Genomic DNA, 26,998 nt, shown 5'->3' with positions numbered 1-26,998 from the left:
AGCTTTACGCTTTTTGCGCAAAGGTTTCCAGCTTCGTTTTCAGGCTGCCATCGTACAGACGGTCGCCGATTTTGATAATAATGCCGCCGAGAATCGAAGGGTCTACGACCGTTGTCATCCGCAGCTTTTTATTTACCGTTTGTCCGAACTTGTCAGCGAGCTCCGCCTGTTCTTGTTCAGAAAGCGGCTTTGCGCTTGTGACGACAGCATCTGCATAGCCACGCGCTTCGTTTGCCAATTGTACAAAGGAGCTGTAGATGTCCGACAGTTGAACTTCCCGTCCGTTGTCAATCAGGACGTTCAGGAAGTTGAAGCTCTCTTCCCCTACATGGCTTTTGAACAGCTCTTCAACCAGTTTGCCCTTTGCATCTGCCGCGATGTGCGGGTGCTGTATGATCTTTTTCAGATCTTCGTTGCCCTCCACAGCCTGCACGATCGCACCAAGGTCAGCTTCCACCTGATCGATCTTGCCACGCTCGCTCGCTACTTCAAAGAGAGCGCGAGCATAACGTTTTCCTACTGCGCTACTCATAGGCGATCTCCTACTTGAGCGAGGAATTTGTCAACAGTAGACTTTTGCGCTGCTTCGTCCAGTTCTTTTTCGATAATCTTGGAAGCCAAGAGAACGGAAAGACCTGTCATTTGCTCGCGCAGTTCGAGTTTTGCTTTTTCTACTTCACGTGCCAGCTCAGCGCTTGCGTCCGCTTTCATACGCTCGGATGCAGCTTGAGCTTCTGCCACGATTTTGCTTGCTTCATCAGACGCTTGCTTGGTAGCGCGGTCGATGATGGCTTTGGATTCAGCGCGAGCTTCGTCCAGTACGCGGCGTTGCTCTGCCAAGAGAGCCTCTGCCTCCGCACGGTTGCGCTCAGCCGATGAAATTTGATTTTCGATATGCTGACGACGTTTTTCCATGATGCCAACGATCGGGCCCATGGCAAGTTTACGAACCAGCAAGAGCAACAACAAGAACACAATTGCTTGGGTTAAAAGCGTTCCCCACTCCAGGGACACCGCTCCAAAGTCGAGCATTCGTTTCACTCCTTCCTGCGAAAAGAAAGATGTATCATCACGGTATGAACCGCTCTTTGCCAAAAAACTGGCTTCACGTTTGCGGCGAAGCTTCAAACTTCTTGTCGAATGAAAGCATAGGCCTCCACTCGCTCAAAAATAGAGGCGGGTATCAAGCGCCCGCCTATTGTTACCAATTGCTCGCTGACTACATACGACCGAAGAGAATGAAACCGATCGCTACAGCGATGATCGGAACCGCCTCTACCAGACCGAGACCCAGGAACATGAGACCCATGAGGTTACCACGTGCTTCTGGTTGACGAGCTACACCTTCAATTGTACGGGAGATTACCAGGGAGTTACCGATTGCTGCGCCAAGAGCAGCGAGACCAAATACGATACCAATTGCAAGAGCCAAACCTTCCATTGTTTAAAAACCTCCTTAGTGTTGTGAAAAGCGAATATAAAATCGGGGAAATGCTGATTAGTGATCTTCATTCACTTGCTGAGACAGGTAAACCATCGCCAGCGTAGTGAAAATGAATGCCTGTACGGAGCCGACAAACACGGAGTAGCCCAGCCACAGGAACAGCGGAATGCTTCCGAAGATCCCTACACCCAAGAGGAAGGCGATCAAAACCTCACCCGCAAAGATGTTACCGAATAGACGCAAAGGCAGCGTCAGCGGCTTGATGATGAACTCCTCCAGAATGTGAATCGGATTCAGGAATGTATGTTTCAACCATCCACCGAAGCTCTTCTTGATGCCCAAGTAGTGAGCGTACAGCAACACGATGAACGCGAGAGCGAAAGTTACGCTCGGAGTTGCGGTTGGCGATTTCCACCAGCCGATGACAACACCGTGTGAATGCGGATCGGTTGAGTTCAGCTCTTCCTCAAGCTTAGCCAACTTTTGCTGCTTCGCCTCTTCGCTCGTAGAAGCCGTCAACATGTCTTTAACCTTTTCGCTTACTTGATGGTCAGGACTGTTGTGGTGAGCTGTATTTACGTTAAATACGAGACCCAGTTGGTTTCCCAGGAAGATGTAGAGGAACAAAGTCAGCGCCAGCGAGACAAAACCCGCAGCCTTTTTCGGTGAGATATAGCTTTTTGTAATACCGGTTACGAAGTCTACAATCCATTCCATCACGTTTTGCGCGCCGCTTGGAGTAGCGGAGGTCAGGTTGCGAGTCATCCCGATACAGAGCAAAAGCACCACCAGAGAGGTTACCAAAATCATGAGAATAGTGGAGATGTCAAATACCATGCCCAACCATTCAAATCGCAGAGAATAATGCATGTATTTCACCCCTTTCTTCCGCGCGAGTATATTGCTTAGCGTGCATGTGTAAAAAGAATTCTACTATCTATTTAAAGGAGCGATACACAAAAAGGAAGCTGAGAATCTGAAAGAGGAACAAGCCGATCAACACTCCGGCCAGTCCGAACAAATGAGGGAAGCGCATAGTTAAAAAGACAGCAAAGCCTGCCACGACCAATCGTTGCAGCATACCTGTCCCTTTGGGCCGCACGCCTGGATCAACAGCCATCTGGCCAATTCGCCAAGTTTTGCTGAAGAGGACCGTGCCATTCACTAGACTGCCAGCCATCCCGAGCAGGAGGCTTTGCAAAAAGAAACGATAGGATGGCAACAGCGCCCAGAGTATCGCGGCGATTGCCATACAGAAAAAGGCATAGCGAAACGTGTATCGCATTGCCGAAGAAAACGTTTGCATGTCCCATCTCCCTAGAGGTAACCGCGAATGATGCGGTAGACGCTGTACACGCCTATTCCTAATCCCGCGAGCAGTCCAACCATCAAAAACAACGGATTGGTAGCGAAAAGGCCATCCAGGTATTTTCCCAGAAAGACTCCCGCAACCACGCAAACGGCCATATCGACACCAATCAGAGTGACCAACGTGATGGCTCGCCAAGGATTATCAATTTTCGACACGGAACAACATTCTCCTTTCATGCATAAGGAGAGGGCTGGTGTCAAGTGCCCCTTTGCCCTCATCCATATTAACGAAGAATTATTCCCTTTGTCAACGTTCGTCTTGTTCTGTACACAAAGCGTTCACAATTGAAAATCTACATTTTTTCAACAATCGTCGAAACCCCTTGTCCGCCGCCGATACACAAGGTTGCTAAACCATATTTTGCCCCTTCGCGCTTTTGCAATTCGTGAACAAGTGTCACTAAAATTCTCGCCCCGCTTGCGCCAATTGGATGACCTAGCGCGATCGCTCCCCCGTTAACGTTCAGCTTTTCGCGGTCGATGCCGAGCGCTTTGCCCACAGACAGCGACTGGACGGCAAAAGCTTCGTTCGCTTCGATCAGATCCATGTCGGACAATGACAGTCCTGCCTTCTCCAAAACGCGCTTGGTCGCGGGAACAGGCCCGTAGCCCATGATGCTCGGATCGACCCCTGCGCTGGCGTTGGCCACGATGCGCGCGAGCGGCTTGACGCCCAGTTCTTCCGCTTTTTCCCTGGTCATAATCAACAGGGCCGCCGCGCCGTCATTAATGCCGGATGCGTTGCCCGCTGTCACGGTTCCGTCCTTTTTAAAGGCTGGCTTCAGCTTGGCGAGCATCTCTGCTGTCACGCCGGCACGCGGAAACTCGTCGACGGAAAACAGAACCGGATCGCCTTTGCGCTGCGGAATCGGAACGGTCACGATCTCGTCCTGAAAACGGCCGCTTTCCAGAGCCTTCTGGGCTTTTTGCTGGCTCCACGCCGCAAACTCGTCCTGTTCTTCCCGTCCGATCTCGTATTTGGCGCACAGATTTTCAGCCGTGATTCCCATGTGGTAGTCGTTGAATGCGCACCAAAGACCATCGCGGATCATCGTGTCGACCACCTTCTGGTCACCCATGCGGTACCCGGAGCGCGCTCCCTCCAGCAAGTAAGGGGCCTGACTCATGTTTTCCATGCCTCCTGCCAGCACGACCTCGGCGTCTTCACTCAAAATCGCCTGCACAGCCAAATGAACGGCTTTCAGTCCTGAGCCGCATACTTTGTTAATCGTCAAGGATGGCACCTCGTGCGCCAAGCCTGCTTGAATGGCAGCCTGACGAGCAGGGTTTTGTCCCAGACCTGCGGACAGCACGTTCCCCATAATCACTTCATCGACTGCATCCTTGGACACACCTGCGCGCTCCAAAGCTGCTTCGAGGACGATTCCGCCCAGCTTTGTCGCGCTGATTCCAGCAAGCGTGCCCTGAAAGCTGCCGATAGCCGTGCGCACTGCGCTTGCGATAACGATTTCCTTTTGACCCATCTTCCATACACTCCTCGAATGAACAGGATAGCCAACCTTCTTAAAATTCCATATTTTTGTACGGATTCCTGCTAAGAAATCGTTTTCACGTTAGAAAAAGCATCTCGCCTCCGGAAACGCTGCAAAAAGCGGAAGACGTTTTTTCTATACGCGTACGGGCGTGCTCGTGATCGTGCTACTCAAGCGCACGATCACGCTTTGGCAATCTGGGCGGCTACCCGTTTGGTGGCGATTGGACTGCCTTGGCAGTGCCGATGCGGCCCGCTTACGGACGCGGCTGGCGAACCCCGCTGATGTAGAGCAGATCGTAGGTAACCCGCACGCCATGCTCTCCGCCGTACGTCCTCTCGTAATAGTCCATCATCGCCAGCAGCAGCCTCCTTCGGCCCAGTCCCGCACTCTTGTCCTCACTCGCATTGGCGCCTACTGCCTTGACCGCGTGCAAAAAGTCCGAAACGCCCGGATAGGCCAGCACCACCTTTTGCGTCGTTGCCCGCAGGGAACTCATTCCCGCCGCCTCCAGCATGGACAGCCACTGCTCCGCCGATAGAAACGACAGACCGTGCCGTACCCCTTTTTCGCCCAGACTGGCGTGGGCATGGGCAAACGAATCGTGCAGTTCGCAAAAGGTGTCCGGCCCGAAGGTGGAAAAATAGAGCGGAGCGTTTGGCGCAAGCAAGCGGCACAAGCCACGGATGGTCTGCTCGGGACGAAAAAACCACTGGAAGCAGGCTCCTGATACAATCAAGTCTTTGCACGCCGCCGGCTGCGTCCAGACCCATTCCTCAGCATCGGCCTGGTAAAAGCTTCCTGTCAGGCCGAGACGGGCAAGACTGGCCTGTGCCTGCGCGATCATCCCTGCTGCGAGGTCAATCGCCTCGTAATCGGCATGGGGGTACTGGCTCCGAATCAGACGGGTCAGCCCCCCTGTGCCGCAGCCGACCTCGAGGATGCTGGCGACCGCGTCCCGGGGAATAGCCGTCTGAACCATTGCGCTCAGTCGATTCGCCATCTCCTTTTGCACGATGGCGTACTGCTCATAGGAGGCTGCCTTGTTACTGAACCGATGCTTGACCGTGTTTCTGTGCAATCTGCTTCACCATCCTCGTTACCGCTGTCCCGACCACGTCCGGGTAAAAAATGTGGGGCGCGTGGCCGCAGTCTTGCAGCCGCACAAACTCAGCAGCCGGCAGCGCGCCTGCCAGCTCCTCGCCCGCTGCCAGCGGACAGATGAGGTCGTCTGTTCCGTGAATGACGACGGCAGGACAGAAGAGTGACGCCGCTTTATGCCGACAGTCCTCGCTTGCCAGGTAGTCGAGACCCGCGAGCAGCGCTTGCTGGCTCCACTGCGCCCCGGCTGTTCCCGTATCCACCCGGTTTTGCCCGCGTTCTTTTGCCGTCAGCATCTGCTCCGCGAACTGGGCCATGATCCGCTCGCGGTCTTTTGGCAAAAGGCGTTTCATCCGTTGCAGCACGGCTGCGCCCCAGCCACGGTCACGCTCTGCCGACTCGCGGACAAAGCGCATTGTCGCACCGACGAGAACCAGTCCTGCTACGGGCCGCGAAGCAGCCAGCCTGAGCGCCAGCAGCCCGCCCATGGACCATCCGACGACAACCAGCTCTTTTCCGGCGACAGAGCGAGCTGTCTGTTCTACTGCCTCGTAAAACTCTTCCGGACGGGACACGCGCGAAAAGTCCGGTGCCAGGTGCAACGCACAAGGAAGCTGTCGACGGACTTGCTCCCAGCACGAATCCGGCATCCCCCAGCCCGTCAGCCAAAGTATCGCAGGTGTCACAGCGCCTCCCTCCCGTCCAGCTCATCACGAATGGCAGCCAGCTCCTGGACGGCCCACGCTAGCTCATCCGGCGTATGCGTCGCCATCACGGTAAAGCGGATGCGCGCCGTCCCGTCCGGAACGGTGGGCGGACGGATGGCGACAGCGGCAATCCCGCGCTCCAGAAGCTTCTGGCTGAATTGCAGCGCCCGCTCGTTTTCTCCTATCGCCAGCGGGATAATTTGCGTGTCCTCATCTGCTACGGCAAAGCCGCTCGCGCGCAGTTTCTGGCGGAACCAACTCGCGTTTTGCCGGAGAGCTTGCCTTCTCCACGTGTCCGTTTCGATCTGCGTCAAAGCTGCAAGCGTCGAGCCGATGACGGCAGGCGGCAGAGCGGTGGAGTAAATGAGCGAGCGGGCCTTCGAGCGCAGATGGCGAATCACGGGCTGATCGGCACAGACGTAGGCGCCGTACACCCCAAAAGCTTTGCTGAACGTGCCCATGAGCACATCTACCTGATCGGCCATCCCCAGCTCGTGGCACAAGCCCTGGCCCTGTTCCCCGCGCACTCCCCCTGCATGCGCCTCGTCGACCATGAGCAGGGCGCCGTAGCGCTCGCGCAGCTCGGCCAAAGCAAGCAGCGGAGCCTTGTCGCCATCCATGGAAAACACGCTGTCCGTCACGATCCATTTTCGTCTCGCTCCCTGATGCTTTTGCAGCAAAAACTCCAGATGCTCCAGATCGTTGTGCCGATACCGGACGTGCTCGGCACGGCTCAGGATGATGCCGTCGACGATGCTGGCGTGGTTCAGCCGATCGCTAAAAACGACATCGCCCCGGCCTGCCAGTGCCGCGATCACTCCCGTATTCGCCTGATAGCCGTTGGCAAACACGAGCGCTCCTTCGCGCTGCTTCCACTCGGCCAGGCGCCGCTCCAGTTCGTCGTACAGCGGGTAGTTGCCGAGCACGAGGCGGGAAGCAGTGCCGCCTGCGCCCCATTTTCTCGCAGCCTTTTCGCCCGCTTCCACGATTCGCTCTTCATGAGCAAGCCCCAGATAGTTGTTGGCGGACAAATTCAGCAGCTTTTTCCCGCAAACCCGAATCCATGCGCCGCCTGCTTCGGCTATCGGTTCAACCGTCTGCCACGTTCTGTCCAGCGACTGCTCCCGCATCCGGCTCCACTCCGCCTCCAGCCATTCGTACTTGCGTTTCATGTGCCACACCTCTTTACCTACAGCGCACATAGCTCGATCTCGAAGCCAAGGTCTTCGATCATTTTGTGATCGCTGGAAATCTCCTGGCCCGGCGTCGTCAAATAGTCGCCGACAAACAGCGAATTGGCCGCGTAGAGCGACAGCGGCTGCAAGCTGCGCAGATTCACCTCGCGTCCGCCTGCCACGCGAATTTCCTTGTCAGGGCAGACGAAGCGGAACAGCGCCAACACCTTCAGCGCCTTTTGCGCAGGCGTGCGGCCCTGGTTTTGCAGCGGAGTCCCCGGAATCGCATTCAAAAAGTTGACCGGGATCGAATCCGCATCCAGACTGCGCAAGGCAAATGCCATCTCGACGATCTCCTCGTCGCTCTCCCCCATGCCGACGATGACGCCAGAGCACGGTGACATCCCGGCTTTTTTCACCGTATCGACGGTTTCCACCCGCTGATCGTATGTATGGGTCGTCGTGATCGCCGAGTAATGGTTGCGGCTTGTGTTCAGGTTGTGGTTGTAGCGATGCACGCCCGCTTCCTTCAGCCGCTGTGCCTGCTCGTCGCTCAGGATGCCGAGACAAGCGCATATTTTCAGCGGCATTGTCTCGCGAATTTCTTTGACTGCTTCGATCACCTGGCCCAGCTCCTTTTCGGTCGGACCACGGCCGGAAGCGACGATACAGTACGTCCCTGCCTTCCGGTTCAGCGCTTCCCGCGCTCCTGCCAGCAGCGTGTCTTTGTCGAGCATGGTGTACTTGGCTACAGGAGCTGTGGAGACGATCGACTGCGAGCAGTACCCGCAATCTTCCGGGCACAGGCCGCTTTTGGCGTTCAGGATCATGTTCAGCTTGACCTTTTTCCCGAAAAAGTGCTTCCTGACCTGAAAAGCGGCGTGCAATAGCGGCAGCAGCTCATCGTCTGGCGCTTGCAAGACGCGCAACGCCTCCTCCTGCGTCAGCGCTTCCTTTTGCACAGCCTTCTCTGCATACTCGTTCCAGTTCACGGCAACCGTCTTGTTCATCCTTGTATCTCCCCTTTAATAGTTTGCTTTTTCAGCACACTCTCGACAGGCGACACGTTCACATGCGCCCTCACCGATTCAGCCAATTGCTGTTGGGTAAACGCTCCGCCCATGTACGGCAGCACTCCCCAGACAGACACATTTCCGTAACGCTCGATCATCGCGGCATTCGTGGCGATACTCTGGTCGGTCGCCGTTGCGGGGGCTGCTTCATTTAAAATCACGCCGGCCACCTCAAGCCCCCGGGAGCGCGCATACCAGACCGACAAGAGCGTGTGGTTAATCGTGCCAAGCCCTGCGCGGGCGACCAGCAACAGCGGCAGGTTCAGCCTGACGGCGAGGTCGATCATCATCTCCGTTTGCGTCAGAGGCACTGCCAGCCCGCCGGCCCCCTCTACCAGCAGCCAGTCGTGCTTCGCCATCAAGGAATGCCCGCCCGCAACCACTTCGTCGAGCGCGAGCGTCCTGCCCTCGGCTTGTGCTGCCAGCCAGGGCGTCAGCGGCGCGGAAAAAGCCAGAGGCGCAATTTCCTCGCACAAGTCCTCTACACCGCTCCAGGCCCGCAAGCGAAAAGCATCGCTCGTCTGCTCATGCGCCAACGCCCCGGACTGAACGGGCTTCCACACACCGAGATCGCAGCCTCTCTCGCGCAGCGCCGCCGCGATTCCAGCGGTGACGACAGTTTTGCCCACATCCGTATCCGTCCCGGCAACGAACAATCCTGCAAATGGCTTGGTCATCGCACTTCCTGCTCCTTTTGTTCCAGCGTGACCTCGCGGATGGATTCGGCCAAAATTTGCACCATTTCCGCAATCTCGCCCATTCTGGAGGCAAGCGGCGGGATGAAGACGATCACATTGCCCAGCGGTCTGGTCAGCAGCCCTTTTTCTCTCGCCCGCTGGCAGACGCGGACGCCGATGCGCTCGTTCCAGTGGTACGGCTCCTTCGTTTGCTTGTCCCGGACCAGCTCGATTCCTGCCATCAAGCCTTTTTGCCGGATATCGCCGACGTGCGGCTCTGCCTTTAGCGGCTGCAAAAGCTGCTTTAGACCGACCGCTTTTTCTGCCACCTGATCGACCAGTCTTCGCTCCTCCATCAGCCGCAAGTTTTCCAGCGCTACGGCACAGCCGAGCGGATTCCCGGTAAACGAGTGGCCGTGGAAAAACGTCTTCTGTTCCTCGTAGTCCGCGTAAAAAGCGTCGTAGATGTTTTCGGTAACAAGCGTGGCGGCTACAGGCAAATAGCCTCCGGTCAGCCCTTTGGCAACGGCCATGATGTCTGGCACTACGCCGTCGTGCTCACAGGCGAACATTTTTCCCGTCCGTCCAAAGCCTGTCGCCACCTCATCCGCAATCAGCAACACGTCATGCGCGCGCAAAAGCTCGGCAATCCGTTTCAAACAGCCGTCCGGCATGACGATCATTCCGCTGGCTCCCTGGACGACAGGCTCGACAATCATGGCGGCAATCTCGCCTGCTTTTTGCTGCAGCAAGCTCTCCAACTGGCTCAAGGTTGCTTCCATGGCCGCCTGTTCGCCTCCATCCCGGTACGGATACGGGTAAGGGATGACGTGCGGAGAAAACAACAGTGGCTTGTAAACCTGATGGTACAGCGGGATTGCGCCCACGCTGGTCGCTCCGATCGTGTCGCCATGGTAGGCGTTGTTCATCGTGATAAACGAATGCTTGCCCGTCTGCCCGCGGTTTTGCCAATACTGGAACGCCATTTTCAGGGAGATTTCTACCGCAGTCGCGCCGTTGTCCGAGTAAAACACTTTGCTGAGTCCAGGCGGAGCGATTCGCACAAGCTGCTCGGCCAGCAGGATGGACGGCACGTTTGCCATTCCCAGCAGAGTCGAGTGCGCGATTTGCGATAGCTGCTCCATGATCGCCTGGTTCAGCTCGGGGACATTGTGGCCGTGAACGTTCAGCCATACGGAAGAAAAGCCGTCGTAATACGCCTTGCCATTGACGTCGATCAACTTGACTCCTTCGCCTCTGGCAATAATCAAAGGCTCCTGCGCGTTGTAGTCTTTCATCTGCGTAAATGGATGCCACAAAAATTGCTTGTTCTTTTGCGCCAGCTCGTCATAGTCATAAGTATGTAACAACCATACCACATCCTTGGTTAACATATATTTGTTAACTAAAATGTTAATTCGGTTTACCATTTTTGACAACGATTTTTTCTTTGGAGCGGGAAACAAAAAAAGACCACGCTCCCCCGTGATTGGAGAAGCATAGTCTTTGCTTTGTGCGCTTTATTTGGTTTGCTGCAAAATGCGATAGAGCGCCACGACACATACCGCTCGGGTCGTCGGCTTGTTCGGCTGGTATTTTCCGCTGACCGGATCAATCAGGCCGAGCCCAACCATGTTGGTGATGGACGAGGCAGCCCAGGACGGCCATGTTCCTTTGTCGGAAACCGTTTTGGCCGCTCCCTTTTTGTTTACCAGACGGTCCAGGATGACAGCCGCTTCTGCCCTCGTCACAGGTTGGTCCGGACGGAACGTCTTGTCCTCGTAGCCTTTTACCAGGCCTTTGGCAACGGCCACCTGGACCGCTCCCTGCGCATAGGCAGGCACCTTGTCCTTGAAGCTGAGCTTCGGCGAGTCGGGCAGCTCCCAGTGGAACGTACGTGCCAGCAAGGTGACGAATTGCGCTCTGGTAAGCGAAGTTTCCGGTCCGAACCTCGTTTCCGTCAATCCTTTGACGTATCCGTTCTCCGCCATAAACATGATTTCCTTCTTGGCCGGGTGGTTGGCGATATCGGTGAACGACGGACTCGCCGCGCCTGCATCGTCCATATAGTACGGAACGTATTTGCCGTAGCTGTTCACCTCATACACCCACTGCCCTTGCGCGTTTTTGGTGCCCAAGAGCGGATCGAGCGTCTGGTTGGTTTCGTTGACGTACAGAAGTCCGATTCCTTTTCCGGCAATCCACTTCTTCGGCACAAGCGTCAGCTTGATCGGGGAAGTCGAGATCGCATCGTCCGTGCCTGCCTTGCGCTCTCCCGGCTTGATCGTGAACGAGTAGTCCGCAGGGACATACCCGGGCAGTTGCTGGTTGACGATCGAGTCGATTTCCACCAAAGCGCTGTCCAAAAACGGAGCGGTTTTCTCAAACGAGTAGGCAAGGTCAAGCTCCGCGCCCAGCGACGTGCTGCCCGGCAGCTCAGGCACGACAACCGCATTGCTCGGCTGGCCTGTCTGGTTCGGCAAAAGGAGCGACAGCTCGTCGAAGTACAGCGTTCCTTTGTCATGCGTAATGCCGTCGTTCGGCTGGTCGACTACGTAGATGCTTTTCAGCTTCAACGGATAGGCGGCGTTGCTCGGGAAGTAGCCTTTTACCTGCTTCCAGCCTGTCCAGTCGATTTCTTTGGCCAGATCGACGTAGACAGTTTTGCCGTTGGCATCGAGCACTTCTGCGCGCAGCCAATGTCTGCTGTTGTCCCCGTTTACCCACAAGCCGATTCCGAGCGGCTTGCCCGGGATGGCGACAGGCTGGGCGCCCAGCACGCCGTAAGAGATGCGCATGTTGTTCGCTGGCGCTCCGGAGAAGTTGTAGACGAGCTTCGCCGCTTTTTTCGTGCGGAACACCTGGTCCTGAACGAGCGCAAACGAGCCTGCCGAGCTGATGCTGCTCGGGTTGGCCGCGTGGTACATGCCGACCTGGTTGTCAAATGTCAGCCATGGCTGTTCGAATTGACCGACCGCAAACGGAACGGTTGTCGACACACCGTCATACGCAATCGTCAGGTGTCCATTTCCCGGTTCGCTTCCTGCTATCAACTGCAGCTTGTCGTTGACGGTAGCGACTGCGGAGTCTACGCTCGCTTTGACGCTGAGCGGCGTCGCCTGAATCGTCGCTCCTTTTTTCGTCTTGATTTTCACATCAAGCGTCACGGCTTGTCCCGGTGCGATCGTGACCGGATTCGGGGAGACGACGATTTGTTGGACTTCGCTGCCCGCAATGACGTGCACCTCTTTGTTTTGCGCCACGTTGCCCAGGCGACCCGTCAGTGTAATCTGGCCGGAGCGGGCTGGCGTAAAGCGTTGTCCCTCTACTGTTCCTGCATCGGCTTGCGGGATTTCCCACGTGACGTTCGCCGGATTGATCGCGTATGGCTGGTAATGCGTGTCGTACCCTTTGGAGGCATTGAGCGTCACGGTTTGGCCGATGAGGATGTCCGCTGGCACGTCAATTTGGAATCCTCGCAATTCTCCTGGCGGAGCGGTGTTGTACACAGCAAGTCCGGTCGGCACGCGGCGTTCGGCACCGCCGCTCGGCTTGTTGGCGAGGTTGGCATGCGTCTCGCCCAGCATGCGCGCAGCCAATGTCGTAGAGCCGCCACCGTCAAAATTCACGGCACGGTAGGAGCCGAGCTCTGCCATGATTTTTGCCAGCTCGTCCAGGTAAACGCCTTTGCTGGCATCAATGGTGACCATGTACAGCGTCTTGCCATCCTGGGACACGCCCACTGCCGTGCGTGCATTGACAGAAGTGATCGACTTGTCCGCCTGGAACGACGTCAAAGCTTTGCCCTGATCCACGAGCAGCACGTTGCCCCCGACGGCTTGCTTCAGGTCGAGTGTTTGCGGAGTTGTTTGGTACTCGATGGTCGCTTTGGCGCCCACCGGGAAATTTTGTTTGAGGAAGGCCGCTGCCGCGCCGTGTCCCCACAAGACGTATCCGTTGTAAGGTATGTAGACTCCCGGTTGGTTGACGCGCACTTCCTTGGCGACGTTGTCCACGAACAAAATCTCGACGACGTCCTTGTAGCCCGGAATTGCGCCGAGACTGGTTTTGCCAAAGGAAGGCGTGTAGACGTTCAGTTGGTTCTGGTGGCTTTTGCGGCCGTCGCTCGGATTGTACTCTTCTTTGTTGACGCCTTGAATCGAGTAGACAGCCCCGTTCGGCGCGGTGACTTTTCCGCCAAACCCGAACTTGTCGATGATCGCGACCTTGTCCCCGGTCAGCCCCAGGCTATACCAGTACGAGATCAGCCCCATCGAGGAAATCAACTGCTCGTCCTTTATTACGATGCCAAACGGCGCGCCCCGCTTGGACATGTTGAAAAAGTCGGCGTTGATCGCCGCAACCGCGCCTGTTTCGCGCGCCATCTGGGTGACGGTCTGTCTTTCCGTCAGCTTGCCGGCGGTCCCGTAGACGGGCTTGACCTCTACGTACGGGTTGTTCAGGTCGACCTTGGTAACCATGATGGTCACGACCTGATTCGCAAACGATTTCGTATATTTGAGCAAAGTGGTCCCCTCGCCAATCGGGGTTTGCCACACCATATTCAATGCACTGGTTTCCGCCCTGGCGTGCGCGACATTCGTCGCAAGGGGCACAAACGGAACAAAAGCTCCCCAGGCCATCGTCGTAGCCGTGAGCAGCGTCACTATCCTTTGCGCTCTCATGTTGGTGACTCCTCTCCATTTTCCAAACTCTGTCTGTTCCCTATGTAAGTCGGTAACTATTCGTTAGACGCACCGAAGTAGTGGATAGTTTCGCCAATTTTGCAGATTCTCTTTTGGGAAAACAAACCAAATCGTCAGTCTGCCAAAACAGCAGAAAAACCCGTCCGGATGATAGCAGTCGATACCGGACGGGTCACTCTTGGCTGTATGGGCAAATGATTACTGTCCCGGCTTGAACGGCTCAGGACGCTCGGAACGCAATCCAAAATGATGCAGGATCGCTTCTACGATACGGCGGGAAGCCTCTCCGTCCCCATACGGATTCGCAGCGTGCGCCATTGCATCGTAGGCTGCCTGGTTGGTCAGCAGCTCGTGTGCCATCGCGTAAACTTGTTCTTCGTCTGTACCCGCCAGCTTGAGCGTACCGGCTTCGATCCCTTCTGGGCGCTCGGTTGTATCTCTGAGAACCAGAACAGGCACGCCAAGGGACGGCGCTTCTTCCTGGACTCCGCCGGAATCGGTCAGGATCAGGTGAGCACGGCGGGCGAAGTTGTGGAAATCGAGCGCATCAAGCGGTTCGATCAGTATGATGCGCTCGTGATCGCCCAAAATTTCCTGCGCTACTTCCTGCACAGCCGGGTTGAGATGGACCGGGTACACGACGGCAATCTCGGGATGCTCGTCCACCAGTCTTCTGACCGCACGGAAAATGCGGCGCATCGGCTCGCCCAGGTTTTCGCGGCGGTGGGCCGTCATCAGCACCAGTTTGTAGTCGCCTACACGGTCGAGCACCGGGTGTGTGTAATCTTCGCGCACTGTCGTTTTCAGCGCATCAATCGCGGTGTTTCCGGTTACGTAAATGCTTTCCTCCGGCTTCGCTTCCCGTCTGAGGTTGTCAGCAGACCCGTTTGTCGGGGAGAAGTGCAGGTCGGCCATCACGCCTGTCAGTTGGCGGTTCATCTCTTCCGGGAACGGCGAATACTTGTCCCATGTGCGCAGGCCCGCTTCCACATGGCCGATCGCTACCTGGTTGTAAAAAGCGGCCAGGCTCGCAACGAATGTAGTCGTCGTATCGCCATGCACCAAAACGATATCCGGCTTTACTTCCTTGATCGCCGCATCGAGACTTTGCAGGGCGCGCGTGGTCACATCAACGAGCGTCTGGCGGTCTTTCATAATGTTCAAGTCAATGTCCGGCGAAATATCGAAAATCCCCAACACCTGGTCGAGCATTTGGCGATGTTGGGCGGTCACGCAGACGACCGATTCGATTTGCCCGTTGTACTTTTTCAGCTCATGCACAAGGGGGGCCATCTTGATCGCTTCCGGACGCGTCCCGAATACCGTCATTACTTTTACTGTTTTCATCTGGAATACCCTCTCCGCCTACTTTGTGCCGTACAAGCGGTCGCCCGCATCGCCGAGGCCAGGCACAATGTATCCATGGTCATTTAAATATTCGTCAATGGCAGCTACGTAAATATCTACGTCCGGATGCTCGTCCTGCACCATTTTGATGCCTTCCGGAGCAGCAATCAGGCACATGAGCTTGAGATTTCTCGCTCCGCGTTTTTTCAACGCGGCAATCGCCGCGACAGCAGAACCGCCAGTCGCAAGCATCGGGTCAATCACGATCAGTTCGCGCTCGGCTACATCGGAAGGCAGCTTGACGTAGTACTCTACTGGCTGTAAGGTTTCCGGGTCACGATACAGTCCCACGTGGCCGACTTTTGCAGCCGGGATCAGCTTGAGCAGTCCGTCGACCATGCCAAGTCCTGCACGGAGGATCGGTACGAGTCCAACTTTTTTGCCGGCAATCACGTTAGACTTACAGGTGGCTACCGGGGTGTCGATGGTGGTTTCCTCAAGCGGCATGTCGCGGGTGATTTCGTAGCCCATCAAGGTTGCTACTTCGTCTACGAGTTCGCGAAATTCTTTGGTTCCTGTATTCTTGTCACGAATAAACGTCACTTTATGCTGAATCAGCGGATGGTCAAACACATATACACGGCTCATGTACGTTCCTCCGTTTCCCTATCAATGCATCTTTTCCATCATAGCGAAGGAGAGAGTCGCCGTCAATTTGCCTAATCTTCGTACTTTTTCTTTCTTTGTCTGGGAGGGGCTGTAGTGGGGAGAAGACGGTTTCCAGGCTAGGCTTCATTCTACGTCCCGCTGTGGGATTGACTGTCCGCTACGCGACGAAGCGCGGGGGAACGTAAAAGTGGTAGCCGCTTCGCAGTTTATTCAGGGTTACGTTCCTTTTTCCCTCGCTTCGTCGCACCGCTGGGTCGGACTTCGCAAGTCGCGGCGCCTGGAAACCGTCTTCTCCGCGTGGCTGTTTGTCAGGAAAAGACAGAAAGAAAGCCAAAAAACAGACCCGCGCGAGGTTGCTCACGGGGTCTGTCTGCTTGAGAAATTTTCTTGAAAATTAAATCGTCAAGCCTTCGTACATCGGGAAGCGTTGGCACAGCGCGGCTACGCGTTGGCGGGCTTCGTCGTGTTTGGCTGCGTCTTCCGGGTTTTTCAAGGTCAGCGCGATGATGGCTGCTACTTCTTTCATCGCTTCTTCGTCAAAGCCGCGGCTGGTGACGGCTGGGGTACCCATGCGGATACCGCTTGTGACGAATGGGCTTTGCGTATCGTAAGGGATGGTGTTTTTGTTGGTGGTGATGCTCACTTCGTCCAGGAGGTGCTCGGCTACTTTACCAGTCAGGCCGATTTTGCTTACGTCAACCAGTACGAGGTGGTTGTCGGTTCCGCCGGAGACGAGTGTCAGGCCTTCTGCTTGCAGCGCTTCCGCAAAGACGCGGGCGTTGTTCACGATGCGTTTTGCGTAGTCTTTGAAGTCAGGTTGCAGCGCTTCGCCAAAGGAAACGGCTTTTGCCGCGATCACGTGCATCAACGGACCGCCTTGCACGCCTGGGAACACGGATTTGTCGATCGCTTTTGCAAACTCTTCTTTGCAGAGGATCAGACCGCCGCGAGGGCCGCGCAATGTTTTGTGCGTAGTGGAGGTGACGAAGTGCGCGTGCGGAACCGGGTTTGGATGCAGGCCAGCCGCAACCAGACCAGCGATGTGCGCCATGTCTACCATGAAGTACGCGCCCACTTCGTCCGCGATTTCACGGAATTTGGCAAAATCAATCGCGCGCGGATAAGCACTTGCTCCCGCTACGATCAGCTTAGGCTTGTGCTCCAGAGCTTTTGCGCGCACATCCTCGTAGTTAATCAAGTGGGAGTCTTGATCTACGCCATACTCTACGAAGTTGTACAGCGTACCGGAGAAGTTCACAGGGCTTCCGTGCGTCAGGTGGCCGCCGTGGGACAGGTTCATCCCGAGTACAGTGTCGCCTGGCTGCAAAATGGTGAAGTAAACCGCCATGTTAGCTTGCGCGCCAGAGTGTGGCTGTACGTTCGCATGCTCGGCACCGAAGATTTCTTTTACGCGATCGCGCGCAATGTTTTCCACGATGTCGACGTATTCGCAACCGCCGTAGTAGCGACGGCCCGGATAGCCTTCTGCGTATTTGTTGGTCAGTACCGTTCCCATCGCTTCCATAACCGCACGGCTAACGAAGTTTTCGGATGCAATCAGCTCGATTTTGTCACGCTGTCTTCCCAGCTCCAGTTGAATGCCTTCCAATACTTGCGGGTCCTGTTTACGCAAAAATTCTAGCATGATTTATTCTCCTCCTTGAAAATGGGCTTGTCCCACATTCTTTTTAGGTACAGCTTTCATTTTGGGGTACAACTTCATAGACAGCTCGCGCGCCGCCGATCAGCTTGGGGCGAGTCCGCGCGGCTGTGACGTGCGCTTCTCCCACAGTCCGCTGCGAGGGGCGCACAGGCACGGCCACTTGCTTCAGGTGCATGCCAATCAACGTGTCGCCGATATCAATGCCAGCATGGGCGCGAATCTGCTCCACCACAACCGCATCGGCAAGCTGCGTAAAAGCGTGCGCAGCCATGGAGCCGCCAGCAGTCGGCACCGGAACGACCGAAACCTCTTCCAGCCCGTAGCGTTCCATAACTTCGCGCTCCAGCACCAGCGCTCTGTTCAAATGTTCGCAACATTGAAAGGCCACAGCAAAGCCGCGCTGCTCCTGCACAGTGCGGATGCCGCGATAAATGGCGGCGGCCACTTCCCGGCTGCCAGCTTTTCCAATGTGCTTGCCCAGCACTTCACTTGTACTGCACCCGATCACCATGACTTGTCCGGCCCGAAGCTCGGCCAGCCCGGCCACTTCCTCCACCAACTGACGAACCTCTTGTTCGATAGCGGATAGGTCCACTTACTTCACTCCCGCGTGCTTCGCTTCGATTTGCGTGATCTTTTCCACACGGCGCTCGTGGCGGCCGCCCTGGAACTCCGTCTCCAGCCAAATTTTCACGATATCCAACGCCAGGCCAGGGCCAATCACCCGCTCACCCATAGCCAAAACGTTCGTGTTGTTATGCTCGCGGGTAGCACGTGCAGAAAAGGTATCGTGCACCAGCGCACAGCGAATGCCAGGAACCTTGTTGGCTGCGATCGACATGCCGATGCCGGTTCCGCAAACCAGGATGCCCCGGTCGAACTCGCCTGCTGCCACTTTTTCCGCTACGGGCAAGGCGTAATCAGGGTAATCTACCGAATCCTCGCAAGAGCAACCGAAGTCTTCCGTCTGGATGTTCATGGAGGTGAGCAGAGTCTTGATTTCCTCTTTCAGCTTGTATCCACCGTGATCTGCAGCAATCGCCACTTTCATTCTGCCATCCCTCGCTTGTTTCATGATCTCACTCATTATACATCAAAAAGCCGTAAGTAAAAAGTGAACATTTAGGTTGATTGATTAAAAAATGTTCGTACTCTCACAAGAAACAAGGTCCTGGCTACCAACCAGCACCTCCTATGTCCCGTTATTTACGAAAACGAACTTCCATCAACCGCTCCAAAAGCCTGTCCAACGACTCCTCGATTTCCTCGGCGCACCGGCGGTAATCCTCCAGCGCTCCGCCAAACGGATCGGCAATATCCCGCAAGCCTTCCACTCCCGCAAACTCCTGCAGCGTATGCACCTTGTCTGCCGCCGCCGGAAAAAAAGTCAGGATGGCGTGCTTGTGATTGTTCGTCATCGTCAAAATGAGGTCGGACCACTCGATCAGCGCCTCATCCAGTTGGCTTGACTCGTGCGCATGCGAGATGCCCCGCTCTGCAAGCACCGCCTGGGCGTGTGCAGAAGCAGGCTGGCCTGCGTAGGCCGCCACTCCGGCCGAGCGTACTTCAAATTCTTGTCCGGCTGTCTTGGCGCGAAACATCGCCTCCGCCATCGGGCTGCGGCAAGTATTTCCCGTGCAGACAAATAAGATTCGTTTCAATGATCGCCCCTCCTTTCTGTCAGCATCCGTCTCCTAGATGACAAACTTCAACCCGAAGCAAAACAAAATAAGTCCTCCTACTAATTCGCTGTAATCGCCCAACCATCCTCCCACGCTTCTGCCGAGCAAAAGCCCAAAATAGGACATGGCCGCCCCCATGATGCCGAACAGGGAGATCGCGAGAATTTTGTTTACTTCGATCAGACCAAATGAAAAACCGACCGTCAACGCGTCGAGACTGACGCTAAATGCAAACAGCAGCAGCCCGATTCCTCTTGTCTTCAAGACGCTTTTTTGATCGCCGTGAATCAGTCCGTTCCACAGCATATGCAAGCCGATCAGCATCAGGACTCCTCCGCCGATGAAAACGGCGATATCCCCAACCAAATCGGACAAATAAGTGCCGACAGCAATCCCGACGACAGGCATCATAATATGAAAAAGCCCAATAGTAATGCTCACTTTTACAATTTCCCGCAAGCGTATTCCAACCATGCCTACGCCGATCCCAAGCGAAAAGGCATCCATGCTCAAAGCAAAGGCAATAATGAGCAACGTCAAAAATTGCCCCCACTGAAACAACACCTGGTCCAAGCCGCCTCCCCCCCGTCTCTTCACCTTATGCGGACAAGGAGGAGTTTAGACTGTTTTAGACGGACAGGATACGTCCGCCCGCCGCTTTCTCCAGACGGTTCATCACGGCCATGCCCAAGCCTTCGCGTGAAAAAGTTTCCCCGACAATGAACTGAACGCGCTGATGGTCAAACTCGCGCAACACTGCGTAAAGCTGCTGGGCGACTTTCTCCAGATCGTGCCTGGAGCCTACGGACAAGACGACGTCCACCGCCGCCTGTTCCTGCCAGTAAGCAGCCGACTCTTCTGTCGCCAGCACCCCGGTTTTTTGCCCATGCCGTTTTGCTTCGGCGAGCAACTCCGCCATTTTCGCGCGAACCTGTGCTTCGTCGCCTGTCACCAGCCACATTTCCCCCTCAGGGGCGTAATGCGTATATTTCATCCCTGGCGCACGCGGCGTCTCTACCGCGCCCACCTGAAAAGAAGGATCGAGCTCGACTGGGCCAATCACGCGTTCCATCTGCTCGCGGGTAATGCCTCCAGGCCGCAGGATGACAGGCGGGTCGACCGTCACGTCAACTACCGTCGACTCGACACCGACTCCGGTAGCTCCGCCATCCACAATCCCCGCTACCCGTCCGTCCAGATCGGCAAACACGTGTGCAGCCGTGGTCGGACTCGGACGGCCGGAGCGATTCGCACTGGGAGCTGCGATCGGCACGCCCGCTTCCTTGATAAGTGCGAGAGCGATCGGATGGTCCGGCATGCGCACCCCGACTGAATCCAGCCCTGCCGTCACCAGCGATGCGACCTGATCGTTTTTCGGCAGGATGATCGTCAACGGCCCCGGCCAAAATGCGTCCATCAGCTTCTGGCCTTTTTCCGGGACGGTGCCTGCGACTGTGGACAACTGCTCCCGTTCTCCGACATGCACAATCAGCGGATTATCGCTCGGTCTGCCTTTCGCTGCAAATATTTTCTCCACTGCTGCATCAGACAATGCATTCGCGCCCAGGCCGTACACCGTCTCTGTTGGAAAAGCGACCGCTTCCCCGGCGCGTAGCAAACGGGCTGCATCCACAATCTGTGTACAACTAGGGATGTTTTCCACATCGTTATCCACAGACCACACCTTTGTCACTAAATTGATTTCCATCGTAAAAAAATCCTTTCTCTAGCTCGTTTCTTTTGTAATAAGTGCCTTTAGTATAGATGTGCATCCAGAAGTTTTCAACAGGCTGTGGGTAACTTGTGAATAACTTTTGGAAAAGTGTTGGGAAAAGTCTTTGTTACCAATTCTTAACATCATCCGTCAAAACGATGTAGTAGAATAAGTCCATACAAGCGAGGAACATTTTCCCTTAGATCGAAAGGATCGTGAATGAATATGACATTGTTGAAATCCGTTACTTCCAGCCTGCTCGGCACAGCCGTATTGCTGACCGCCGCTACTGCACCCGTCCTGGCAGCTTCTCCTGCCGCGACAGCCAAGCCTGTGCCTGCCGTACAAGCGCAAAAGCCGCAAGCAGCCGGAGTGGTGTTCACCCCGAAAACTTTGACCGTCAAATCAAAAGAGTTCGAGGGCAAGGTGACGATCCCGGTCATTAGCGGGTTGAAGGATAAAGCTTTTGAAGCCAAATTGAACGCCGACCTGCTCAAGCAAGCACAGACAGGTCTTGCCGAAGGCCAAAAAGCAGGCAAGCAAGATGCGGCAGAAGCGAAAAAATACGGCTGGGAGCCGCGGCCGCACGCACTCGATATTTCCTATGAAGTACACCAGGCTGGCAAGCTCGTGTCTTTCTCCATCCAGTCGTACATCTATACTGGCGGAGCGCACGGCATGACCGACGTCACCTACTACACGATCGACAACCAGGCCAAAGCGAAAACGCTCAAGCTCGCCGACCTGTTCCAGTCCGGCTACGACTACCGCAGCATTATCAACCAGCTCATCAGCCAGCAGATCAAAGCACAAACAGCAGCGGACGGCTACAATCCGTACAGCTTTGAGAGCATTACAGACGACCAGAGCTTCTCGTTTGAAAACGGCAATCTCGTCATTCATTTCGGACAGTACGAAATTGCCCCATACGCAGCAGGAATGCCTGCCTTCACCATCCCTGCCCATCGCTTCCACAGCTTGCTGAAGCCGGAAATTCTCGCTGCCCTGACTCAGAAGTAAGCCGTTTTTCAATCCAAAACGACACCTGCGCCATGACAGCGGGGTGTCGTTTTTTTTACGGAAAGACTTTAAAGGCTCAGGAGAACCAGCTTTCGAGCTTTTCCCACAGGTAGAAGCGCACCTCTACTTGCGGCGCAGGGGCTGCCGGCTCGCTCGTCCCTTGCCCCTCGATCTGCTCGTTTCCTTCCTCTTTTGTTTCATCGTCTACGGCCACTGCATGTCCCGCCCGGGAAACGCTCGCAGCCTGATCGTTACGGTCCGCAGCGTCTTCTCTTTCCAGACGCTCTTGCCGCCATTCTTGCCATTCCTTGCGCTCTGCGACTTCCTGGTCGAGCTTCAATACGGAAGCTGCGGAAGTCGGCTCCGGATTCATCACTGGCCGAAGCTGCTCTGTCCCGGTCTCCGCTGTTGGTTCTGCCGCCTGTACGGCATCTCCGTTTGCCATGTCGATAAAGCAGAGCGGGGGGAACAGTACGCACCACCAGTTTTGCCCTTTCGCCTCGCCGATTTGCACCCGCAGCGCCTCGTAGTTGCCAGCCGGATACACATAAGAGCCGTACAACTTTGTCGGAAAAGGCACTTGCCCGAAATCGACGACTGCTTTATAGGAAAAGCCGCGTTCGCGGATCGTTTTATCCACAACCTCTTGCAAAACAGGCAACTGGGACGCGACCATTTGCTCTGCTTCCTCAAACGACTTGATGTCTTCCGCCCACGTGTTCATCTGGGCGATCAGCGCATCGCGCACTTCACGCTTCAGCCACTGGTCCTGAACAGAGTCGCTGTTGGCGATAATGCGCAGACGAATTGATTCCTGAGGGATCGGCCCATTATCGAGTACATTGGCCGAAGTAAGCTGTCCCTCCCAGCACATCATAAGCATAAACAAACTGAACGCGATCAACAGCATCCGTTTCATATCAAACCGTCTCCCTCTCTACTGAGTCTTTCGAGCCTTTTCTCTTCTCTCTATAGCCTCAGTATGGACAAGGAGCCGAAAATCCAAACCTCAAAGCACAAACATTCATACAATTTTAGCAAAAAAGGCGAGACGCCCGGGCCATTACCGCCTTACGCCGATAACGACCCGCTCGATTCCCGCCAAATCCGGCACGATCTGCACCTGCTCGATTACGCCAGATGCCTGCAGCAACGTCGCCACATCCTGCGCCTGATGGATGCCTACCTCGAAAGCGACGACTGCTTTGTCCTTGAGCAGAGCTGGCAGCGCCTCGCACAAGCGGCGATAGCAATCCAGCCCGTCGTCGCCTCCGTCCAGCGCCAGACGCGGTTCATGCAGGCGAACCTCTTCGTCCAGCTCGTCCACATCCCGGCTCGGAATATACGGGGGATTGGAGACGAGAATATCTACCTTCTCCCCGGCTGCAAGCAACGGCTGCACCAGGTCGCCTTGCAAAAAGCGCACGGAGGCACCCAGACGCTCTGCGTTTTCCCGCGCGACCGCTGTCGCATCCGGCGATAAATCGACGGTCGTCACCTGCCAGTGCGGCTTCTCCAGAGCAAGCGTGATGCAGATGGCCCCGCTGCCTGTCCCGATATCCGCCACGGCGAGCGCTTCGCTTTCCGGCCAAATAGCCGCTGCCGCAGCCAGCACCTGCTCGACGAGTATTTCTGTCTCCGGCCGAGGGATCAGGACTCCGGGCCGCACCGTGAAGGCGCGTCCGAAAAACTCCTGCTCGCCAAACATGTACTGCAGCGGCTCGTGCCTGCTGCGGCGCTGGCACAGCTCGTCCAGCTTCGCCAGTGTCTCTGCGGCGATCGGCTCTGCCATCGAGATCAAATAGCGCGTGCGGTCCCAGCCCAGGCAGTGGCGAATCATCAGCTCCGCTTCGAACAGCGGGTCCTTTGCCCCTTTTTCCCGCAAAAAGGAAGAAGCCCGTACCTGGGCTTCTCGAATCGTCGTGACATCAGACCAATCAAGCTGAGTGTGCATGGCTTTTCAGAAGCTCCGTCTGTTCATGCAAAATCAGGTTGTCGATCACTTCATCCAGTTCGCCTTCCAGCACCGATTCCAGACGGTGCAAGGTCAGACCGATGCGGTGGTCGGTCACGCGGCTTTGCGGATAGTTGTACGTGCGGATGCGCTCGCTGCGGTCGCCGGTACCCACCAGGCTTTTGCGCGTAGCATCTGCTTCCGCGTTTTGTTGTTGCATGTAGTAGTCGTACAGACGCGCGCGGAGTACGCGCAACGCCTTGTCTTTGTTGGAGTGCTGGGATTTCTCATCCTGACAGGACACCATGATCCCTGTCGGAATGTGCGTTACGCGAACGGCAGACTTGGTCGTATTGACGCTCTGTCCGCCAGCGCCGCTGGAGCAGAACGTATCAATGCGAATGTCTTTTTCGTGAACTTCCACTTCCACATCTTCTGCCTCTGGCAGTACCAGTACGGTAGCCGTAGACGTGTGGATGCGTCCGCCGGATTCTGTCGCCGGAATGCGTTGTACGCGGTGCGCACCGCTCTCGAACTTCATTTTGCTGTAGGCGCCGCGGCCGGACAGCGAGAAGACGATTTCCTTGTAGCCGCCGATGTCTGTCGGGCTTGCTTCCAGCACTTCGATTTTAAAGCCGTGACGCTCGGCAAAACGGGTGTACATGCGGAACAAAACAGCCGCAAACAGAGCCGCTTCATCGCCGCCTGCTGCACCGCGCACCTCCACGATCACGTTTTTCTCGTCGTTTGGATCTTTTGGCAGCAGAAGAATTTTCAGGCGTTCTTCCAACTGCTCCTTGCGCCCAGTCAATTCGCTGATTTCAAGCTTGACCATTTCACGCATTTCATCGTCCAGCTTTTCTTCCAGCATGGCTTTGGCATCATCTATTTGACTCACAACTGATTTATATTCACGGTAGGTCGTCACTGTTTCTTCCAACGAAGCCTGTTCCTTGGACAGCTCACGCAAGCGTTTTGTATCGCTGATGACGTCGGGGTCACATAGGAGATTCGTTACTTCTTCAAAACGCTCTTCAACTGCGGATAAGCGTGCAAACATTGTACTTCACCCCATCGCAAAGAATACTAAGAAACGATTATAACAGATAAATTATAGGAGGAAAGCGAAAATAAGTCAAAGCGCATTATTTCAATGGAAATTTGTTCTTTTTTCGATGCGAAACAGGCCCGGCAATGCCGAGCCTTGTCATACCAGTTCTTGCGTCGCCTGTCAACGGTGAAAGCCTTCATTGGAGGTGACGTGGAAGTCATAGCGCGGAATTTTTTGCTGGAGAAGCGCAATTACCTCCTGCTCCACCGCTCGCGCCTGACTCGCCGTAATGTTATGCACAAGGTCAAGAGTAACATATGCATTGCCGCCATTCAGTGTGATGCGGGCGTCCTCGACGCCTTTTACGGACTTGGCCATCATCTCCATGTTGTTCATGTCGATTTGCGTATTGCGCACATTGGATTGGCCGATGATGACGTTTGGATTTTGATTGCGCCCCATCAGCGAATCACGATCGGCCGCAGGCGGAGCAGGACGATGGAGAATATCCCCGCTGCGCTCGCCTCTGATCGCCGCCGGATACTGCCCATCCATCGCCTGTGTATTGGTCCCTTTCTCCTGAGTCGCGTTCCGGCCACACCCGACAGTCAAGGCAGAGGAAAGCACGAGGATGCCCAGCACTGTCAGCGCGCTTTTTCCCAAAGGCTTCATTCGCACGAAAAAGCCACCTCCTGTTTTGCTTAGTCTGCGCAGTGCCTTTCAGGCTCATGCACACCTGCAGCCAGGGGTGGCTTTTTCCTGCTGATTTTCGTCAGCGATTTGCCGGGGGATGGTAGTAATGCTTGCGACAGACGCTGCTGTACGTGTCGTTGCCAGCAATTTCAATCGTCTCTCCGGTGTAGACAGGTTGTCCGTTTTTGAATTTGAGAATATGCGTCGCTTTTTTGTTGCAGTACACGCACACTGTTTTGATCTCTTCGACTTTGTCCGCTTCACAGAGCAAGGCGGCGCTGCCGGGGAAAAGCTCGTTCTTGAAGTTTTTCAGCAAGCCGTAGACGATGACGGGAATGCCCAACTGATCGACAATCGCCACGAGCTGATCCACGTGATGGCGGCTGATGAACTGCGCCTCGTCGACCAGCACACAGTGCGGCTTTACCGTCTCGGCTGCGACTATTTCGTACAAATTCGTCTCTTCGCTGATCGGAATTGCCTCTCTGCTGATGCCTACCCGCGAAGCCACTTTTCCCACCCCATACCGATCATCGACGGCTGGCGTGAACACCACTACTTTTTTGCCGGATTGCTCGTAGTTGTGAGCGACTGTCAGCAACTGAATAGATTTGGAGGCATTCATTGCCCCGTAACGAAAATATAATTGTGCCACGTCTCTATCTCCCTTTGCCTAAAGCTGATTCATTTTCGCGTCATGGCGTAGCGGTCTTTTGCCTCTTGAAACAAAGACATAGCCAGCTTCCGTCTGCTCGCATGATCGACGCGCGGAACGGGATAGTCAATTCCTAGCCTGCATCCCGCTTTTTCCTGCACATGCTCAGGCATCTCCCAAGGCTTATGGATATATTGTAGAGGGACTTGCCGCAGAACGGGAAGATATTTTTTGACAAAGGTTCCGTCCGGATCGAATTTTTCCCCTTGCGAAACCGGATTGAAAATGCGGAAGTACGGCTGCGGGTCCGTCCCGGTAGAGGCGCTCCATTGCCAGCCGCCGCAATCATCCGCAACCGATTGTGCATCCAGCCCGTTTCGTTCAACTGCTTCATCGCGGCATCGACAATCGGATAGCCCGTCTCGCGAGCGAGCTGGCAGAGCACGTCAGCCGGATTCCCCCGATGGCCGTCATCGTTTGCCCCCTTGCTGCCCGAGATGATTTTTGCTCCAGAAAAAGACAAAACCAGGCAGATCGCTCTACCTGGTTGCTCCAATCCCGTCTGATTAGGACAGATTGTATTTGCGTTTGAAACGGTCTACACGGCCGCCAGCATCCACGAATTTTTGTTTTCCAGTGAAGAAAGGATGGCAGTTGGAGCAGATCTCCACTTTCAGCGCTTGTTTCACGGAACCGGATTCAAATTCGTTACCGCATGCACATGTAACGGTTACTACATTGTACTTAGGATGAATACCTTGTTTCATCTCGCTACACCTCTTTCCGCCCTGAATCGTTTGCCG

The 26,998-nt window shown here is 55.4% G+C and carries 30 protein-coding genes; 1 reads left to right on the top strand and 29 read right to left on the bottom strand.

Annotated elements, in window-relative coordinates:
- Positions 1-4: 4 nt before the first annotated feature.
- The 22 genes from BA6348_RS05040 to BA6348_RS04935 form a co-directional block, all read right to left on the bottom strand.
- Positions 5-532: a F0F1 ATP synthase subunit delta gene (locus BA6348_RS05040; protein WP_005831756.1), complete on the bottom strand. Its 528-nt coding sequence runs from the start codon at positions 530-532 to the stop codon at positions 5-7.
- Positions 529-1,032, bottom strand: coding sequence for a F0F1 ATP synthase subunit B (gene atpF / locus BA6348_RS05035; protein WP_005831754.1), 504 nt, complete (start codon positions 1,030-1,032; stop codon positions 529-531). The genes BA6348_RS05040 and atpF overlap by 4 nt, the downstream gene beginning before the upstream one ends.
- A 187-nt stretch (positions 1,033-1,219) precedes the next feature.
- Positions 1,220-1,441 (bottom strand): F0F1 ATP synthase subunit C, encoded by a 222-nt coding sequence (gene atpE / locus BA6348_RS05030; RefSeq protein ID WP_005831752.1) that lies wholly within the window; start codon positions 1,439-1,441, stop codon positions 1,220-1,222.
- Positions 1,442-1,498: 57 nt separating this feature from the next.
- The gene (gene atpB, locus BA6348_RS05025; protein WP_007786053.1) at positions 1,499-2,314 is read right to left on the bottom strand and encodes a F0F1 ATP synthase subunit A; all 816 of its coding nucleotides are present in this window, start codon (positions 2,312-2,314) and stop codon (positions 1,499-1,501) included.
- Positions 2,315-2,381: 67 nt separating this feature from the next.
- Entirely contained in the window at positions 2,382-2,750 is a 369-nt protein-coding gene (locus BA6348_RS05020; RefSeq protein ID WP_007786055.1) for an ATP synthase subunit I, read from the bottom strand.
- Positions 2,751-2,761: 11 nt separating this feature from the next.
- On the bottom strand, positions 2,762-2,971 hold the full coding sequence (locus tag BA6348_RS05015) for an AtpZ/AtpI family protein (protein ID WP_005827760.1): 210 nt from the start codon (positions 2,969-2,971) through the stop codon (positions 2,762-2,764).
- Positions 2,972-3,108: 137 nt separating this feature from the next.
- Positions 3,109-4,299: an acetyl-CoA C-acetyltransferase gene (locus BA6348_RS05010; protein WP_122952859.1), complete on the bottom strand. Its 1,191-nt coding sequence runs from the start codon at positions 4,297-4,299 to the stop codon at positions 3,109-3,111.
- A gap of 265 nt (positions 4,300-4,564) precedes the next feature.
- Complete coding sequence (bioC, locus tag BA6348_RS05005) at positions 4,565-5,389, bottom strand: malonyl-ACP O-methyltransferase BioC (RefSeq protein WP_005827765.1); 825 nt, start codon at positions 5,387-5,389, stop codon at positions 4,565-4,567.
- Positions 5,355-6,095 (bottom strand): alpha/beta fold hydrolase, encoded by a 741-nt coding sequence (locus tag BA6348_RS05000; RefSeq protein ID WP_025843654.1) that lies wholly within the window; start codon positions 6,093-6,095, stop codon positions 5,355-5,357. The genes bioC and BA6348_RS05000 overlap by 35 nt, the downstream gene beginning before the upstream one ends.
- Positions 6,092-7,288, bottom strand: coding sequence for an 8-amino-7-oxononanoate synthase (gene bioF / locus BA6348_RS04995; protein ID WP_005827770.1), 1,197 nt, complete (start codon positions 7,286-7,288; stop codon positions 6,092-6,094). The genes BA6348_RS05000 and bioF overlap by 4 nt, the downstream gene beginning before the upstream one ends.
- A gap of 17 nt (positions 7,289-7,305) precedes the next feature.
- Complete coding sequence (gene bioB / locus BA6348_RS04990) at positions 7,306-8,301, bottom strand: biotin synthase BioB (protein ID WP_005827772.1); 996 nt, start codon at positions 8,299-8,301, stop codon at positions 7,306-7,308.
- A complete protein-coding gene (gene bioD / locus BA6348_RS04985) occupies positions 8,298-9,041 on the bottom strand; it encodes a dethiobiotin synthase (RefSeq protein WP_007786062.1) in 744 nt (247 codons plus the stop codon). The genes bioB and bioD overlap by 4 nt, the downstream gene beginning before the upstream one ends.
- The gene (gene bioA / locus BA6348_RS04980; protein WP_122952871.1) at positions 9,038-10,435 is read right to left on the bottom strand and encodes an adenosylmethionine--8-amino-7-oxononanoate transaminase; all 1,398 of its coding nucleotides are present in this window, start codon (positions 10,433-10,435) and stop codon (positions 9,038-9,040) included. The genes bioD and bioA overlap by 4 nt, the downstream gene beginning before the upstream one ends.
- A 126-nt stretch (positions 10,436-10,561) precedes the next feature.
- Positions 10,562-13,726 (bottom strand): phosphodiester glycosidase family protein, encoded by a 3,165-nt coding sequence (locus BA6348_RS04975; RefSeq protein WP_122952858.1) that lies wholly within the window; start codon positions 13,724-13,726, stop codon positions 10,562-10,564.
- Positions 13,727-13,945: 219 nt separating this feature from the next.
- Positions 13,946-15,094, bottom strand: coding sequence for a non-hydrolyzing UDP-N-acetylglucosamine 2-epimerase (gene wecB, locus BA6348_RS04970; RefSeq protein WP_005827778.1), 1,149 nt, complete (start codon positions 15,092-15,094; stop codon positions 13,946-13,948).
- Positions 15,095-15,112: 18 nt separating this feature from the next.
- Complete coding sequence (gene upp / locus BA6348_RS04965; protein ID WP_005827780.1) at positions 15,113-15,742, bottom strand: uracil phosphoribosyltransferase; 630 nt, start codon at positions 15,740-15,742, stop codon at positions 15,113-15,115.
- Between the two features lie 415 nt (positions 15,743-16,157).
- Positions 16,158-17,408 carry a serine hydroxymethyltransferase gene (locus BA6348_RS04960; RefSeq protein WP_122952856.1) on the bottom strand — a complete coding sequence of 417 codons (1,251 nt, stop codon included), beginning with the start codon at positions 17,406-17,408 and terminating at the stop codon, positions 16,158-16,160.
- 43 nt (positions 17,409-17,451) lie between these two features.
- On the bottom strand, positions 17,452-18,021 hold the full coding sequence (locus tag BA6348_RS04955; protein ID WP_122952855.1) for a TIGR01440 family protein: 570 nt from the start codon (positions 18,019-18,021) through the stop codon (positions 17,452-17,454).
- Positions 18,022-18,477, bottom strand: a complete 456-nt coding sequence (gene rpiB, locus BA6348_RS04950) for a ribose 5-phosphate isomerase B (RefSeq protein WP_007786074.1) — start codon at positions 18,475-18,477, stop codon at positions 18,022-18,024.
- Between the two features lie 151 nt (positions 18,478-18,628).
- Positions 18,629-19,087 (bottom strand): low molecular weight protein arginine phosphatase, encoded by a 459-nt coding sequence (locus BA6348_RS04945; protein ID WP_005827788.1) that lies wholly within the window; start codon positions 19,085-19,087, stop codon positions 18,629-18,631.
- Between the two features lie 33 nt (positions 19,088-19,120).
- On the bottom strand, positions 19,121-19,681 hold the full coding sequence (locus BA6348_RS04940) for a manganese efflux pump MntP (RefSeq protein ID WP_035317499.1): 561 nt from the start codon (positions 19,679-19,681) through the stop codon (positions 19,121-19,123).
- 55 nt (positions 19,682-19,736) lie between these two features.
- On the bottom strand, positions 19,737-20,816 hold the full coding sequence (locus BA6348_RS04935; RefSeq protein ID WP_007786081.1) for an L-threonylcarbamoyladenylate synthase: 1,080 nt from the start codon (positions 20,814-20,816) through the stop codon (positions 19,737-19,739).
- Positions 20,817-21,047: 231 nt separating this feature from the next.
- Between BA6348_RS04935 and BA6348_RS04930 the strand changes: the two genes are divergently transcribed.
- Positions 21,048-21,842 (top strand): DUF3298 and DUF4163 domain-containing protein, encoded by a 795-nt coding sequence (locus BA6348_RS04930; RefSeq protein ID WP_035317500.1) that lies wholly within the window; start codon positions 21,048-21,050, stop codon positions 21,840-21,842.
- Positions 21,843-21,918: 76 nt separating this feature from the next.
- Here the strand turns inward: BA6348_RS04930 and spoIIR are convergent, their stop codons facing one another.
- From spoIIR to rpmE, 7 genes are all read right to left on the bottom strand, one after another.
- The gene (spoIIR, locus tag BA6348_RS04925; protein ID WP_122952854.1) at positions 21,919-22,761 is read right to left on the bottom strand and encodes a stage II sporulation protein R; all 843 of its coding nucleotides are present in this window, start codon (positions 22,759-22,761) and stop codon (positions 21,919-21,921) included.
- Between the two features lie 144 nt (positions 22,762-22,905).
- Positions 22,906-23,796: a peptide chain release factor N(5)-glutamine methyltransferase gene (gene prmC / locus BA6348_RS04920; protein ID WP_007786089.1), complete on the bottom strand. Its 891-nt coding sequence runs from the start codon at positions 23,794-23,796 to the stop codon at positions 22,906-22,908.
- Complete coding sequence (gene prfA / locus BA6348_RS04915) at positions 23,780-24,856, bottom strand: peptide chain release factor 1 (RefSeq protein WP_005827797.1); 1,077 nt, start codon at positions 24,854-24,856, stop codon at positions 23,780-23,782. The genes prmC and prfA overlap by 17 nt, the downstream gene beginning before the upstream one ends.
- A 171-nt stretch (positions 24,857-25,027) precedes the next feature.
- Entirely contained in the window at positions 25,028-25,525 is a 498-nt protein-coding gene (locus BA6348_RS04910) for a hypothetical protein (protein WP_007786092.1), read from the bottom strand.
- 94 nt (positions 25,526-25,619) lie between these two features.
- Positions 25,620-26,195, bottom strand: a complete 576-nt coding sequence (locus BA6348_RS04905) for a thymidine kinase (RefSeq protein ID WP_005827801.1) — start codon at positions 26,193-26,195, stop codon at positions 25,620-25,622.
- A 29-nt stretch (positions 26,196-26,224) separates the two neighbouring features.
- Positions 26,225-26,566: an FAD-binding domain-containing protein gene (locus BA6348_RS04900; RefSeq protein WP_242507491.1), complete on the bottom strand. Its 342-nt coding sequence runs from the start codon at positions 26,564-26,566 to the stop codon at positions 26,225-26,227.
- A gap of 195 nt (positions 26,567-26,761) precedes the next feature.
- Entirely contained in the window at positions 26,762-26,962 is a 201-nt protein-coding gene (rpmE, locus tag BA6348_RS04895) for a 50S ribosomal protein L31 (RefSeq protein WP_005827805.1), read from the bottom strand.
- Between the last annotated feature and the right edge of the window lie 36 nt (positions 26,963-26,998).

The organism is Brevibacillus agri, assembly GCF_004117055.1.
Lineage (GTDB): Bacteria > Bacillota > Bacilli > Brevibacillales > Brevibacillaceae > Brevibacillus > Brevibacillus agri.
This window is presented reverse-complemented; position numbering and strand designations above follow the sequence as displayed.

Bases quoted from the DNA above. Each gene is read 5' to 3' on its own strand.
- BA6348_RS05040 (WP_005831756.1), bottom strand. From the start codon at position 532: ATGAGTAGCGCAGTAGGAAAACGTTATGCTCGCGCTCTCTTTGAAGTA.
- atpF (WP_005831754.1), bottom strand. From the start codon at position 1,032: ATGCTCGACTTTGGAGCGGTGTCCCTGGAGTGGGGAACGCTTTTAACC.
- atpE (WP_005831752.1), bottom strand. From the start codon at position 1,441: ATGGAAGGTTTGGCTCTTGCAATTGGTATCGTATTTGGTCTCGCTGCT.
- atpB (WP_007786053.1), bottom strand. From the start codon at position 2,314: ATGCATTATTCTCTGCGATTTGAATGGTTGGGCATGGTATTTGACATC.
- BA6348_RS05020 (WP_007786055.1), bottom strand. From the start codon at position 2,750: ATGCAAACGTTTTCTTCGGCAATGCGATACACGTTTCGCTATGCCTTT.
- BA6348_RS05010 (WP_122952859.1), bottom strand. From the start codon at position 4,299: ATGGGTCAAAAGGAAATCGTTATCGCAAGCGCAGTGCGCACGGCTATC.
- bioF (WP_005827770.1), bottom strand. From the start codon at position 7,288: ATGAAACGCAAGTACGAATGGCTGGAGGCGGAGTGGAGCCGGATGCGG.
- bioB (WP_005827772.1), bottom strand. From the start codon at position 8,301: ATGAACAAGACGGTTGCCGTGAACTGGAACGAGTATGCAGAGAAGGCT.
- bioD (WP_007786062.1), bottom strand. From the start codon at position 9,041: ATGACCAAGCCATTTGCAGGATTGTTCGTTGCCGGGACGGATACGGAT.
- bioA (WP_122952871.1), bottom strand. From the start codon at position 10,435: ATGTTAACCAAGGATGTGGTATGGTTGTTACATACTTATGACTATGAC.
- BA6348_RS04975 (WP_122952858.1), bottom strand. From the start codon at position 13,726: ATGAGAGCGCAAAGGATAGTGACGCTGCTCACGGCTACGACGATGGCC.
- wecB (WP_005827778.1), bottom strand. From the start codon at position 15,094: ATGAAAACAGTAAAAGTAATGACGGTATTCGGGACGCGTCCGGAAGCG.
- upp (WP_005827780.1), bottom strand. From the start codon at position 15,742: ATGAGCCGTGTATATGTGTTTGACCATCCGCTGATTCAGCATAAAGTG.
- BA6348_RS04960 (WP_122952856.1), bottom strand. From the start codon at position 17,408: ATGCTAGAATTTTTGCGTAAACAGGACCCGCAAGTATTGGAAGGCATT.
- rpiB (WP_007786074.1), bottom strand. From the start codon at position 18,477: ATGAAAGTGGCGATTGCTGCAGATCACGGTGGATACAAGCTGAAAGAG.
- BA6348_RS04935 (WP_007786081.1), bottom strand. From the start codon at position 20,816: ATGGAAATCAATTTAGTGACAAAGGTGTGGTCTGTGGATAACGATGTG.
- BA6348_RS04930 (WP_035317500.1), top strand. From the start codon at position 21,048: ATGACATTGTTGAAATCCGTTACTTCCAGCCTGCTCGGCACAGCCGTA.
- spoIIR (WP_122952854.1), bottom strand. From the start codon at position 22,761: ATGAAACGGATGCTGTTGATCGCGTTCAGTTTGTTTATGCTTATGATG.
- prmC (WP_007786089.1), bottom strand. From the start codon at position 23,796: ATGCACACTCAGCTTGATTGGTCTGATGTCACGACGATTCGAGAAGCC.
- prfA (WP_005827797.1), bottom strand. From the start codon at position 24,856: ATGTTTGCACGCTTATCCGCAGTTGAAGAGCGTTTTGAAGAAGTAACG.
- rpmE (WP_005827805.1), bottom strand. From the start codon at position 26,962: ATGAAACAAGGTATTCATCCTAAGTACAATGTAGTAACCGTTACATGT.